The organism is Virgibacillus kimchii, assembly GCF_055379185.1.
The window spans coordinates 4,132,381-4,145,531 of the sequence record NZ_AP043951.1 but is presented as its reverse complement, the minus strand read 5'-3'; the positions used below and the strand labels follow the sequence as shown (position 1 = coordinate 4,145,531).

The 13,151-nt window shown below is 41.2% G+C and carries 17 protein-coding genes; 4 read left to right on the top strand and 13 right to left on the bottom strand.

Annotated features, from left to right (window positions below):
- Window positions 1-433: 433 nt before the first annotated feature.
- Entirely contained in the window at window positions 434-1,234 is an 801-nt protein-coding gene (locus tag ACZ42C_RS20250; protein WP_461182949.1) for an HAD family hydrolase, read from the bottom strand.
- Between the two features lie 145 nt (window positions 1,235-1,379).
- Here ACZ42C_RS20250 and ACZ42C_RS20245 point away from each other — a divergent pair, with 145 nt between their 5' ends.
- The 4 genes from ACZ42C_RS20245 (at window position 1,380) to ACZ42C_RS20230 (ending at window position 5,251) form a co-directional block, all read left to right on the top strand.
- Window positions 1,380-2,474 (top strand): branched-chain amino acid aminotransferase, encoded by a 1,095-nt coding sequence (locus ACZ42C_RS20245; RefSeq protein ID WP_461182950.1) that lies wholly within the window; start codon window positions 1,380-1,382, stop codon window positions 2,472-2,474.
- A gap of 265 nt (window positions 2,475-2,739) precedes the next feature.
- Window positions 2,740-3,225: a hypothetical protein gene (locus tag ACZ42C_RS20240; RefSeq protein WP_461182951.1), complete on the top strand. Its 486-nt coding sequence runs from the start codon at window positions 2,740-2,742 to the stop codon at window positions 3,223-3,225.
- A gap of 19 nt (window positions 3,226-3,244) precedes the next feature.
- On the top strand, window positions 3,245-4,186 hold the full coding sequence (gene menA, locus ACZ42C_RS20235; RefSeq protein ID WP_461182952.1) for a 1,4-dihydroxy-2-naphthoate octaprenyltransferase: 942 nt from the start codon (window positions 3,245-3,247) through the stop codon (window positions 4,184-4,186).
- A 300-nt stretch (window positions 4,187-4,486) separates the two neighbouring features.
- On the top strand, window positions 4,487-5,251 hold the full coding sequence (locus ACZ42C_RS20230) for an NRDE family protein (protein WP_461182953.1): 765 nt from the start codon (window positions 4,487-4,489) through the stop codon (window positions 5,249-5,251).
- Window positions 5,252-5,297: 46 nt separating this feature from the next.
- On the opposite strand, the gene ACZ42C_RS20225 is transcribed toward ACZ42C_RS20230, so the two are convergent.
- The 12 genes from ACZ42C_RS20225 to ACZ42C_RS20170 form a co-directional block, all read right to left on the bottom strand.
- The gene (locus ACZ42C_RS20225; protein WP_461182954.1) at window positions 5,298-5,453 is read right to left on the bottom strand and encodes a hypothetical protein; all 156 of its coding nucleotides are present in this window, start codon (window positions 5,451-5,453) and stop codon (window positions 5,298-5,300) included.
- A gap of 76 nt (window positions 5,454-5,529) precedes the next feature.
- Entirely contained in the window at window positions 5,530-6,894 is a 1,365-nt protein-coding gene (locus tag ACZ42C_RS20220) for an FAD-binding oxidoreductase (RefSeq protein WP_461182955.1), read from the bottom strand.
- 111 nt (window positions 6,895-7,005) lie between these two features.
- Complete coding sequence (locus ACZ42C_RS20215) at window positions 7,006-7,221, bottom strand: YdbC family protein (protein WP_461182956.1); 216 nt, start codon at window positions 7,219-7,221, stop codon at window positions 7,006-7,008.
- Between the two features lie 22 nt (window positions 7,222-7,243).
- Window positions 7,244-7,909 carry a Dph6-related ATP pyrophosphatase gene (locus ACZ42C_RS20210; RefSeq protein ID WP_461182957.1) on the bottom strand — a complete coding sequence of 222 codons (666 nt, stop codon included), beginning with the start codon at window positions 7,907-7,909 and terminating at the stop codon, window positions 7,244-7,246.
- Between the two features lie 19 nt (window positions 7,910-7,928).
- On the bottom strand, window positions 7,929-8,258 hold the full coding sequence (csaA, locus tag ACZ42C_RS20205; RefSeq protein WP_461182958.1) for a chaperone CsaA: 330 nt from the start codon (window positions 8,256-8,258) through the stop codon (window positions 7,929-7,931).
- 153 nt (window positions 8,259-8,411) lie between these two features.
- A complete protein-coding gene (locus tag ACZ42C_RS20200; protein ID WP_461182959.1) occupies window positions 8,412-9,134 on the bottom strand; it encodes a hypothetical protein in 723 nt (240 codons plus the stop codon).
- Between the two features lie 238 nt (window positions 9,135-9,372).
- Window positions 9,373-10,020 (bottom strand): hypothetical protein, encoded by a 648-nt coding sequence (locus tag ACZ42C_RS20195; RefSeq protein ID WP_461182960.1) that lies wholly within the window; start codon window positions 10,018-10,020, stop codon window positions 9,373-9,375.
- A 37-nt stretch (window positions 10,021-10,057) separates the two neighbouring features.
- A complete protein-coding gene (locus ACZ42C_RS20190) occupies window positions 10,058-10,510 on the bottom strand; it encodes a hypothetical protein (RefSeq protein WP_461182961.1) in 453 nt (150 codons plus the stop codon).
- 21 nt (window positions 10,511-10,531) lie between these two features.
- Complete coding sequence (locus tag ACZ42C_RS20185) at window positions 10,532-10,951, bottom strand: hypothetical protein (protein WP_461182962.1); 420 nt, start codon at window positions 10,949-10,951, stop codon at window positions 10,532-10,534.
- A 34-nt stretch (window positions 10,952-10,985) separates the two neighbouring features.
- The gene (locus tag ACZ42C_RS20180) at window positions 10,986-11,453 is read right to left on the bottom strand and encodes a hypothetical protein (protein WP_461182963.1); all 468 of its coding nucleotides are present in this window, start codon (window positions 11,451-11,453) and stop codon (window positions 10,986-10,988) included.
- The gene (locus tag ACZ42C_RS20175; RefSeq protein WP_461182964.1) at window positions 11,450-11,845 is read right to left on the bottom strand and encodes a hypothetical protein; all 396 of its coding nucleotides are present in this window, start codon (window positions 11,843-11,845) and stop codon (window positions 11,450-11,452) included. The genes ACZ42C_RS20180 and ACZ42C_RS20175 overlap by 4 nt, the downstream gene beginning before the upstream one ends.
- A 24-nt stretch (window positions 11,846-11,869) precedes the next feature.
- Window positions 11,870-13,141 (bottom strand): T7SS effector LXG polymorphic toxin, encoded by a 1,272-nt coding sequence (locus ACZ42C_RS20170; protein WP_461182965.1) that lies wholly within the window; start codon window positions 13,139-13,141, stop codon window positions 11,870-11,872.
- Between the last annotated feature and the right edge of the window lie 10 nt (window positions 13,142-13,151).

The window sequence follows — 13,151 nt, the reverse complement described above, 5'->3', positions numbered from 1 at the left end:
GGAGGAGCAAAACATACACCAGGCATGTACCTGAGACACTCCCTATCATACACGGAGGTGCGTAAACCACACCTGGCGTGTACCTGAGACACTGCATCTCATACACGGAGAAGCGTAAACCACACCTGGCGTGCACTTGAGATCGCTCCTCTCATACAAGGGGGACCCAAAATTACACCATGCATGTTCCAGAGAAGCTGCCTATCATACGTAATCCATCCAATCAGCTTATGAAGGAACCTTCTATGGAGCTTCCCGATCACAATTCCTTCAACCAGCCCATATGATGAACTTTTCCACAGTTCCCTCCTGCCACCGACTGCAATCTCCTTAAATAAATTTTTCAAAGAGCCTTTCCAGCCCGCCACTTTGCCGTTTTTTCAAATAGAAAAAACAGGATACCTCTCTGTAAACCACCCTGTTTTTCCCAACACTATTTTTGTTGCCTCCGATCAATATCATCCAAAAGAACGAGCAATTCCTCCAGGTTGGAAATTTCATATGTAGGTACGATATCACTGTGCTCTTTTCCGTGCCTGTTTACCCAGACAGAGTCAATGCCGGCTCTGGAGGCGCCAAGTATATCCGTCATGATATTATCCCCAACCATTAACGCTTCTTCACTTCCCACACCCAAATGATTTAATGCATGCATGAAAATGGAAGGATCAGGCTTCCCTTTACCAAAATCACCGGAAATGACAATATGATCAAAATAAGGCACCAGCTCAGGTGTAATCTCCAGTTTTGTATGCTGCAAATCCGGCGAACCATTTGTGAGCAGCAACAGCCTGTAATTATCTTTCAACTGATCCAGTACAGAAAATGTATCTTCATAAACAAATGCACTCTTCCTGCGGTTAACCGGAAAGGCTTCTGCCAATTCATATCCGAACTCAGGATCGTCCACTCCCGAATCTTTTAAGCCTCTTGTCCATGCTTCCTTCCGGTAATCCGGGGCCAGCTTTTTCATTTTCTGAAAGTCCTCCCCTTCATCCGGAAAATGCCCCCATAAACCTTCAAACGGATTTATGCCGATCATTTTTGTAAATGAATATGTTTCATAAGAGGCATACAGTTCCCTTGCATGTTCACGAACATTTTCCTCCAATATATCAGGATCGACCCCATACTTATTTTCCGCCAACAGGCAAGTTAACCTGAAAGCTTCTTTCACACTTTTTTCGTCCCATAATAATGTATCGTCCAAATCGAATAAAATTGCTCTAATCACCTACTCAACTCCCTTGCATTCACATATACTATCTCAATTATACAACAAAATTGGAATTATTTAAAAAAGTGGCCTTCAAGGGTTGATTTTCTGCGATATATGGCGTATTATTATTATTAAATTTTCACAACAAGGGGATAGTGACATGGAAGACCGGAGAGTTGAAGTAGAGTATAGTAAAGATCGGAAAGAAAAGCCGAATCCGGATGATTTGGTGTTCGGCAGGACATTTACGGATCACATGTTTGTGATGGATTACAGCGAACCGGTGGGATGGCATAATGCCAAAATTATCCCGTATCAGCCAATTACCCTGGATCCGTCTGCAATGACCTTTCATTATGGCCAGACGGTATTTGAAGGATTAAAAGCCTATTATACACCAAATGGGGACATTCAGCTGTTTCGACCGGAAACAAACCTGAAACGGATGAATCATTCCAACGATCGGCTATGTATACCACCGATTGATGAAGAATTTGTTCTTAAAGCAATTAAACAACTGGTAGACCTGGACAGAGACTGGGTGCCAACTGCAGAAGGCACTTCCCTGTATATTCGACCATTTATTATTTCCACCGAAGCGTATATAGGTGTAGCACCTTCGCACCACTATAAATTTATGGTTATTCTCTCGCCGGTCGGTGCTTATTACAAAGAGGGCATTAACCCGGTAAAGATTGCGGTGGAGAACCAGTTTGTCCGTGCTGTTAAAGGTGGAACCGGTGAAGCAAAAACAGGCGGGAACTACGCTTCCAGTCTGAAAGCACAGGAAATCTGCGAGCGGAATGGATTTACACAAGTACTCTGGCTCGACGGTGTGGAAAAGAAATATATTGAAGAAGTAGGAAGCATGAATGTATTCTTTAAAATAAACGGCGAAGTGGTAACGCCAGCATTAAACGGAAGTATATTGGAAGGAATTACAAGAAACTCTGTCATCCAGTTATTAAATTATTGGGATATTCCTGTAGTTGAACGGAAGATTTCCATGGAAGAATTATACCAGGCATATTTGGATGGCACTTTGGAAGAAGCATTTGGAACCGGTACGGCTGCCGTTGTTTCCCCAATCGGACAATTAAGCTGGGACGGAAAAGACATTTTCATTAACAACGGGGAAACAGGCGAAGTGGCAAAATCCCTTTACGAAACGCTAACCGGAATTCAGTACGGGAAAAAAGAAGATCCATTTCAATGGATCGAAAAAGTACGTGCAGGAAGCACAGTAACAAATTAATAATTTGATTCCTGTTCAGCCTAATATATTTTGCAAATTATATATTCGGGTTCGAATAATTAATGTTCTATGGAAGGTAAATCAATTATTATTCGTATCAGGTTAAAATAGCTTACCCCTTTTTATAGACCCTCGGTGTAATACCGGGGGTCTTCTTATTGTTCATAAAATATTCATAGATGCGTGTTGTTTCGTGATAATTATCACGTTTCCAATACCTGCACGAGAATAGAATGAAATTAAGAGATAAGAAAGGGTGTTAGAGATGCGTGATCTTATCCTGGTTGTACATATCCTGCTGGCTATTATATGGGCAGGTGGAATAATGTTTATCGGTTGGGGGGTCTTCCCTGCTACGTTAAAGCTCACCCTTAGTAAACAGCGATATTTTCTCATCACTCTGATGAAAAACACCCATTATTTATTTACATTGGCAGGCGCTTTCGTAATTATTACCGGAATTTTACTCGGCACCGTCTTTGGTCCGATCAGAACTTGGGACATTTTATGGAACACGACTTACGGAAATATTTGGATTGCTGCTTTAATTATTGGATTGATCACGCTTGTTTGGGGAATGTTGGTCGGCTATAGAGAAATGATGATTATTTTTAAGGATGATTTTCTATGGAAGGAAGCGGAAAATGGAAATAAAAAGCCGCTCATCCTACAGTTAATCCGTCTTGCCGCATTGGAATCTGTAGAAATTGCCGGTTTCATTGCACTTATCTTTTTGATGGTTGCATTCTAGTAAATAAGGAGTGTTTTACATGGGAATAAGCAGTACGGATATAGAAAAATTAAATCGTTATCAGGATATCCCATACTTATACCGTTCTTCCTGGTTTCAGCTCATGCGGCCATTGACTTTCAGTGGAACCATCAGTCCCATTATGGCTGGAACTGCATTGGCTTCTTTATATGCACCTGTCCGCTGGGATGTGTTTTTTGTGATGATCATTGCCGCATTAATCGTCCAGGCCACAGCAAATATGTTTAATGATTATTTTGATTTTAAAAATGGGCAGGATGCAGAAAAATGGAAGGATTCCGGTGAACGTATCGATAAAGAACCGGCGCATCATCATATTCCATACGCCGCTCTCGGTATGCTGTCTGTTGCCGTTATTCTTGGTGCCTGGCTTTCCATGCAAAGCAGCTGGTGGGTTGCTTTAATTGGAAGCGTCAGTATCGTATTTGGGTATTTATACTCTGCAGGGAAGCACTCACTCTCTGCACTGGGGCTTGGTGAACTTACAGCCGCTGTGTTTTTGGGTTTTGTAACAACCATATTATCCTTCGTAGTTCAAGGTCATGCTGTTGATGGCTACATTTTGGCGATTGCCTTAACTTTTGCCATGCTTATATCAACTATGATTTTATCCAATAATATTCGCGATCTGCAAAAGGATCAAGGATTCAGAAATACACTTCCGATGAAACTGGGTCGGAAAAATGCTTTTCGATTTTTATCAATACTGCTTATTTCTATTTATGTCTGGGCAATCTTTTTGGTTATCATTCAGATTGTTCCCTGGACAGCGATTTTGTCTCTGCTTGCTGTCCCAGTAGCTATACGCCTTCGCTGGTCCTATCGGTTAAAGGCTGCCAGGGAAGAGGAAATAAAAGGAATGAAATGGGCTGCCCGCCATCACTGGACATTTGGCATGCTGTTTGCCATTGGTATATGGACAGGCGGATTCTTCCTGTGATTAAAGCTTTATTTTAATGATGCTATTACGCAATTTGATACTAGTTTCTCACCTCATAATTTGTATCTTCCCCACTCTTTCAAGAAGGGAAGATACCTTTTTTATTTGTCCTGATGTTTTCCGGAGAATACAATTTCATTTCTTGGAATATGTTTCTTCGACTCAGGCATTTTTCACGAATATCCATGAACTCACCTCCAGAAATTACCCTCATTGTAATATGAAACCACTTCCGAGGTTTTAATTTTGATTCTTCCCCTTCCAGCCACGTATAATAAAAGAATGAAAGGAGTCTTGGCAATGTGTTTGATTAATTTTCAATGGAATGATCATCCGGGCTATAAGCTGATTATTGCTGCTAACAGGGATGAGTTTTATGAGCGACCTACCGCCCCAGCTCACTTTTGGGAAGAGGCTCCGAATCTTCTTGCGGGGCAGGATTTATTGCAAAAAGGAACCTGGCTTGGCATCACCAAAGAAGGGCGATTTGCTGCATTAACCAACTACCGTTCACCGGAGCACATGAAAAAAGGGACATTGTCGAGAGGAGAAATTGTAACGAACTACTTAACTGCAGATCTGTCTCCAGAAGATTACCTGCAGGAGTTAAAAGAAAGAAAAAGTGACTATGTAGGTTTTAATGTGCTTGTCGGAAACGCAGATCAATTATTTCATTATAATAATGTGCTGGATGAACTTCATGAAATCACTCCCGGGACCTATGGACTCAGCAATGCTACTTTAAATACGGCGTGGCCCAAGGTGGTAAAAGGGAGAAAAGAATTAAGGGAATATGCTTTAGCACATGAGGAATTGGACACTGATGCGCTTTTTTCCATTGTGGCCGATGCAGAAGAAGCAGATGATGCTTCCTTGCCTAATACAGGGGTTGGCTTGGAGATGGAACGCAAACTTTCAGCTCCATTTATTAAAATGCCTGAATATGGAACCAGGTCTTCTACTGTTCTACTGATCGACAAACATAATCATGTTACCTTTAGGGAACGGACTTTTGAAAAAGGTGAACATAAACAGGAAAAGCAATTTAATTTCAAACTGGAGTAATGGACAAAGCCTGCTCAATTTCCAACATTGAACAGGCTTTTTACCGTTATCTCTTTCTTTTATTTCTTTTATTATCCAGATTCAGAAATTCACTTTCCTCTGCAAACTCCGTATCCTTATTTCTTTTTGGTTCGGTATCATACTTCAGGACATTTCTCTGTCTGCCCTTATCTTTATTTTTGTTCTTATTTTCTTCAGACATAAACTGAACCTCCTGACAATTTTCTTCTAGTTTGTTACAGGAGGTTCATATTTATGCGGCATTTTCGTTTGTGAATTTACAGTTTGATTACTTTACCGGTATTTAAAATGTTGTCGGGATCAAGGGCTTTTTTAATTTTTTCCATAACTTGCAGTGCTTCGCCGTGTTCCTGCTGCTGATATTTTTGTTTCCCTACACCGACGCCATGCTCTCCTGTACAAGTTCCTCTCCGTTTAAGCGCATAATTTACGATACGCTCATTCACCTGGTTTGCTCTTTCAATATCGGCAGGATTATCAACGTCCACCATCAGTAAAATATGATAGTTACCGTCACCGACATGACCGACAATTCCACCGGTGAGCCCGGAAGATTCCACTGCTTCCCGCGCATCTTTAATCGCACCTGCCAACTCGGAAATCGGCAGACATACATCAGTTACCATTTGTTTCTTTCCGGGATTTCCGTGCAAGTAAGCATACGCCGCATTATGCCTTGCTTCCCACAATTTGTTTCTCGCCGCAGTATCCGATTCAAACGCAAGCTCTTTACAACCATGATCATATAAAATTTCCTTCGTGAAGTCCACATCCTGCTTTAAACCAGCCTCATTACCATGAAACTCAAGAAATAAAGTAGGTACCTCTTTGTAATCTGTTTCACTGAATTTATTGATTTGAATCATGGATGCCTCATCCACAAGTTCCACTCTTGCCAGGGGAATTCCAGCCTGGAGCGTGCTGATGACGGCATTGACTGCTTCATCCACTGTGGCAAAGGACGCCCTGCCCGCCATCGTGTGCTCCGGAATACCCTGCACTTTCAATGTCAGCTCCGTTATACAGCCCAGTGTTCCCTCCGAACCAACAAACAGGCCATTCAAGTGGTAGCCTGAAGATGATTTTTGTGCAAGACTTCCTGTATGTATAATGGTCCCGTCAGCAAGCACTACCTCCATATCCCGGACATTATCCCGCATAATCCCATATTTTACGGAAGTTGTTCCACTCGCATTTGTTGCAGCCATGCCGCCAAGTGTCGCATCTGCACCCGGATCGACGGAAAAAAACAGTCCGTACTTTTTTAATTCTTTTTCCAATTGGGTACGGGTGACCCCTGGCTGGACTTTTACCAGAAAGTCATCTGCCTTTATTTCCAGTACCTTATTCATAAGAGAAAAATCCAACATAACTCCTCCACTGTAAGGAATTACATTACCTTCCAAACTGGTTCCCAGTCCATACGGTATTACTGTCGTTTGATGCTTGGATGCCAGTTTCATAATTTTACTGACTTCATCGGCACTTTCTGGAAATACGACGACATCCGGATCTTTTGGTGTATGATAGGATTCATCTGTACTATGCTGGGCCAGCACATTTTCATTGGTTGTTACTCGTTCAGGGGGCAACAGTTTCTGTAATTCTTCTATAACACTCATATTCTATCCTCCCGTTAGTTCATCGTTTCTCTTATATTATTCTAGCATATCGTTTATAATTCCATGCAGCATATGGTGGGATTTATATCGTTTCCTTTTGAGGCCCGCTACTTACAGCGATTTTAATACATCCCCCAGCTTGCTAAGTTCCTCTTCTGTCAAAGTAATTCCCTTTCCCATTTTTTCACGGTCCGGAGACCAGTCCCTTATATCGTATTTAGGCTCGCGCTCATTCCAGCTGACGAGATTCAGTTCCTTTTTCCACCCTTTTGGCGATTCGGATAGGACACCGATCGTTTTAATAACTTCAAATTTTACATTTGCCATCACTGTACCTCCATCTATTTTTTCATCGGATTAATTGTACATGCGAAAATCTTCCGGAAAAAGTTTCAAACCTTTTTCCACACTGAACAGAGATTGAATTCTTGAAAATGGGACCGTCAAAAACAAACGTATGAAACTCTCCATTCTCCCCGGACGGGTCCACTTCTTCCGGAAGAGAACCAATAAATTGTTCATCAAACTGTTTTCCTGCCATCACTGCGGGCAATTTTTCCGTATCAACGGTTGTGATAACAGCACGAAAACCTTCCGCAACAAAGTGATCTGCCGCTTCTTTGGTATCTTTTTTCCACAGGGGATACAAACCTTTCATCCCGTTACGCAAGAGCAGCTGATCACGATACGCTTTAATATCTTCCAGTAACAGATCGGCATAGACAATCGTGTCTATCCCCTGCTCTTTAAAGTTGGTGAACTTCCTGCCCATCATTGCTTCATACACTTCATTACCCGCACCTTCCGGGATTTCCACTTCATATAAGGGGAGACCGACTTCCCTTGCCTGCTCTCGAATCAGCTCTTTTTTCACCTCATGAACAGGAATTCTGCCGCTTGCAGCAGAAGTGGTGGAAAATAGTCCTTTCACCAGATAATTTTTATCTTGGAGCAATGTATGTAAAGCCAGCGCACTGTCTTTTCCGCCGCTCCATGAAACAATAATATCTTTCAAATTTTATACGCTCCTTGTATTATGAAATGCTTGTACCATTTTCTGCTTTTTCATCCGGCCTTAAAAGAATAACATCCCCATCTTCCGGCACCCCGCCCAGCACGAGTACTTCCGATTTATAGCCGGCAATCCGCATTGGCGGGAAATTGACTACAGCTGCCACCTGACGTCCCAACAGATCTTCCGGTTCATACCTTTTGGTTATTTGGGCTGAAGATTGTTTCACCCCAAGTTCTCCAAAATCTATTTCCAACTTGATCGCAGGTTTGCGGGCTTCCGGAAAAGGCTCTGCTTTTATAACAGTTCCTATTCGCATATCAATTTTTTGAAAATCCTCGAAACTTGCCATAACATTACCTCCATTTGCTTTATATCTATGTTATAACTTCTCGTTTTCCAAGGGAAAATCCTGCATATTATACCATTTTACCATGAACATGAAGCTATTATAGGCTTTGGATAAAAAAAATCCCCGAATAACTACGGGGAAGAAAAAATTAAATCACTTTTTATCCTCAGCAAACGGATATAAATTTTGCTCCTTTGCTTCCACAGCATGATGTCGAAGTATTTCATCAAGCTGCTGTTCCGCATCCATGGTGTCTGTATTTATGCCCAGCTCTTCTGCAGTATGTTTAATTTTATGTTCCCTGATTTCCTGTTGCAGCACATCCGGAGTTTTATCTGCCGTATCAATTCCCATATCTTCCGCTTCCTTGGTAATGAGTGCATCTGACACTTCCTTTTTTATGGTTTCCACGTCCTTACCCGAAGTGTCAATCCCCAATTTGCCCGCTTTATTCAGGAGCATGACTTCATGAACTTCTTCAGCAAGTGCTTCCGGCGTTTTTCCATGTGATACTACACCAAGTTCTTCTGCTTTTTTCATTACTTTGGCATGGTGCACCTGTTGTTTCAATTTATCAATGTCTTTTCCTTCTGGATCCAGCCCCATTTCCCTGGCAGTACTCTTTAACTTAGCTGTAAAAACTTGCTTTGCCAGATCTTCAAGATCCTTTCCTTCCGTTTCTATTTCCAGATTTTCAGCTTCATATTTTATTAACGCTTCATATTTCTCCAGGTCATGCTTGTTATGATAATCTTTCTTTACTTCCCAGACGGGAACATGCTCTTCCATGGCAGCAACGTCCATGTTAAAGCCAGTTTGGCCTGTTGTTAATATAAACATCGCTGAAAATAATAGGAGCAACTTCTTTTTTGTCAATTTGCCCAACCTCCCTGAATGATTATTTACATTTTATAGCATTCCCAGAAAGGTTAAAAAGATGAATGAAAGAAATAGAGAGTTACGGGTTGGAGGGGTCACAGACTTTTTACTGAACTTACATTTTCATTGTTTTTGGATGTAAATTGCTTATTTAAACAAGTAAATATTCCTGCTACAGAAAAAGCGGCACACCAATCAGGCGTCCGCTTCATTATGTATACTTCATATTCAGCTTTTATTCCCCTTCATCATACTCAAAATTATCCAGCGTCAGTAAAATATCTTCCTGATCTATGTTTTGCAGTACTGCGGCCTGTTCAGCCGAAAGATCGATGACAAAGGGCATCACGCCATTTACAGGAAAAGTGCCCATTTCATCTTCCGACAAATGAATAGACATATTTTCCAATACAAATACTTCCTGACTGCCCAGATTCAGGTCAAACGAAATATTGGTTAATTCAATTGGTGTTCGATTAACACCAAGCATAACCAGACTTCTTCCGGCATCCGACTGGTATATGTCCACGGTGAACACACTAAAATCATTTTCTATCCCCATATCCGGATGATCTTCCATTATTTGGCTGATCTCCTGATAAATATCACTCTCCAAGGTAGAGCCATTTTCTTCATCAACTTTGGTCAACTGCAAAGTTAAATCAGTCTTCCCCTTTGCTTCTCCACCTGCACCTTCGTCATCATTTTTAGTTGAATCTGTTACATTTTCATCGGCTGCATCCTGTTCAGCTGAACGATGAACCTCTTCTGTTTCCTCTTCCATTTTCTCATCGACTTGCTCATCGGTCTGTCCTTCTGAATCTGTGCAAGCCGCCAATACCAGCACACAACAACTGAACAGGATCAGTAAACATCTTTTCATTAATCCGCGTCTCCTTTTCCTGGCTTTTTGGCTTAAATCATTTCACATAATGATACTCAATATTTTCCACTTTCCCGGCAATTTCATTTGGCTGAAAGACTAAATCTGTATCTCCCAAATTTTCAGCCGGTACATCAAAATGCAGGATGAATGCCTGATTCTTTTTTATTACACCCAAAAATTCTTTTTCCAACACAGCATTCATTTTAGGAAATTTTACCTCAGGATGATCTTTTAGCGTAAAGTACAAATCCATTTTGATTCCCTCAATATCCTTATCTGTTGTATTTACAATGACTGATGCAATGGTCAGCACTTCTTTTTGAGGCCGGTAAAAACCTTTGGAGATTATAAAATTAATAGTGCCCTGCTTTAATTTATCACCGTGTACTTTCAATTCCCGCTGTACATCATCCATTTCTTTTTGCATACCTGGTGTGATTTTCATTTGTTTATGGCCATCCGGTAAAACCAATTCAATATTTTGCACAGATTTCTCCCTTTCTTTCCATTAGTTTGTGATTTTTTCCAGCTCTGCTGTAATCCAGTTCAATCCCTGTCTCAGCCTTCCCATTAACCCTTCATTTTCCTGCAGGCTATTTTCCAGGCGTCTCTCTTCATCCACTAACGCATCCAGATTACGATCCACTTCATTTATATAGGTTGTATATTTTGAGTTACACAAATCATGGGCATACGCTTCATTAAATGTACCATAGTTTTCTCCGCGCCATTCCGTAATTTGAATACTCATATCCACTCTATAAGCTCTTTGTCTATTATCTCTTATATCATTCTTCAAGTTTCCCAGTTCAGACTTTTTCCGGCGTACAAATTCCAATTGTTCTTCTATTGACCGGCTTTGGGCCTGGCATTGATTAAGTTGTGTAAGTTGATTATTATAATCCCGCTGTAAAGATAATCTGTCCATTGAGCTCCCCCCTCCCTGTTTCATTACAAGTTATTCAGGCACGAAACAAAGCTTCCTTTTTTACTATTTTCACAGCGTACACCGTTACAAGAAGCACGGATGCGATAAACAGAACAAATCCTGTAATACCCAATAGTGGGGTTACTACTTCCCAAGTAATATGCCGTGAAATAAAACGGGCCGTATTATGCAGATTTAGGTATGTTATTATCGTTAAAGAAATAGCCGCCAAATTTACAACGATTAAAGAAAAAATAATAGCGAACCGGTTCACCCTTCTCGTTGCTTTTTGTTTGCCGTAATTTCCTATTTGCCTCACGAAGAAATTTTGCTTGTCTGCACCCATGTTATTTGCTGCACTTGTCATTTTTATAAATAGACTTGGTATGAATAATAGCAATAATAAAAATAGCGTACAAATGGCAAGTAAGTAATTATAGATGCTGAACGCATTTGCGAGCAGCGCAAGCAGACACAGTACAATCAGATATCTTGCCTTCATGAAGAATACCCCTTATTCCTGATCACCCGGATGGATTCCTTTAATAAAAGGACAACAAAATAATAATAAGCAATGATTCCAACTACACCTAGAACAATAAATAACACCATAAAGGAAGAGAAATTATTCGATATCGGAAAATGCAACATATAGGCTCCAAGCGCTCCCATTACAGTACTCATAAAAATAAATACACCGAGCATAAAGGTCTGAATCACTCCCAATATCTTTTTATCCTGCGCACTTTTTCCAACTGCATCGCGATTTTTTACGATAAACCATGCCAGTATAAGTAAAATAACAGACCACACACTAAACACCAAATTATAAAAACTGAGTGTACACATGACCAGGGATAGCATCCCCGCTTTCATATAACTTTTGAAATTCATTCCATCTGCTCCTTACATTCCGTGCTACCAGGGGAAATCTACCGATAAAGAAGCTCCAACCCCGAGATGCAGTTCCACCTCAACCCGATCCCAGGCGAGCTCAAGTCCCCCTCCAAACTTCCCGGCACTTACTCCCACATCTATATCGGTATTTGCAAGGGTAACGCCGCCTTCTGCTTCTGCATGTGCCAAAGATACTTCTCCTTTTGCTCCTATTCCACCTGTATCCGCTCTCACTCTGCCATCAGCTGTAAATGCCCCGGCTTCTGCTTCAGCATGAACGTTCCAGGCATCAGATCCTAACATCACATTGCCGTCTACTCTGGCCACACCGGCTTCCCCTTCGGCCACGACTCCAGTTGTTTCACTAAATTCCAAGCTTCCACTTCCATAAACGACATTTCCGCCAGCATCTGCTTCGACATAATTGCCTTCCATGTCAGCCCTTGCTTCCAAAAGATTATAATAACCGGTGCCTTCCATGTCATTACCATCCGCAGTAAATTCTCCCCCATAACTGTTAACGGCAGCACCGGCGACACCTGTGCCGAAATCAGTTACTGCTCCTGCTTCCGTAATATAGGAAGATTCGTCCGTCCTGGCATAATCAAAAGGGGATGCTGCATACAATTGATCATAAACTTCTGTTGTTTCGTGGCTGTACCAGTCAGATGAGTGTATATTGTTTACACGGTAGCTGGAAAAACCTGCAGTCGTTTTAAAATTGGAAGCAATATCCTGTATGGCTTCTTTTAATTCCTGGACTCTATTTTCCATCCTATCCAGATTAGCATTTAAATCACTGTCTTTCTCTTCCAGTTTATCAGCCATATCTGTGACCAACTGCATACTGTCCTCATATTGCCTAATGACTGCATTGCCATTTACAGGCGATACACCGGCGATGCCCATAATCTCCCCATTCAGCCGCTGAATTTCACTGTCCAAACCATCAAATTCAAGTAAAGTATTATTTATTTCCCTTTTTTTCTCGCGCAGTAATTGTGATTGGACAAGGCCATCGCTGCTGGATTCGTAGCTGATAAAAGCCTCTTCTATCGTTTTCGCCTCATTGGCTATTTCAGTCGCCACATTCATGATTCTGTTCAAAAGATATAGGTGAACGTCATTAAAATAATGAAAAACCGAATCCGCTGTTGTACCTCGGAGGGCATTACTGCCTGTAAATGTAATAATTTTATTGTAATGATCATATAAACTGTCCAGCAAGCGTTCTTTAAAAGAATCCACATCAGACTTTAAAGTGGAAATTTCCGCATTTGATAACTTTTTCATACGACCCTGT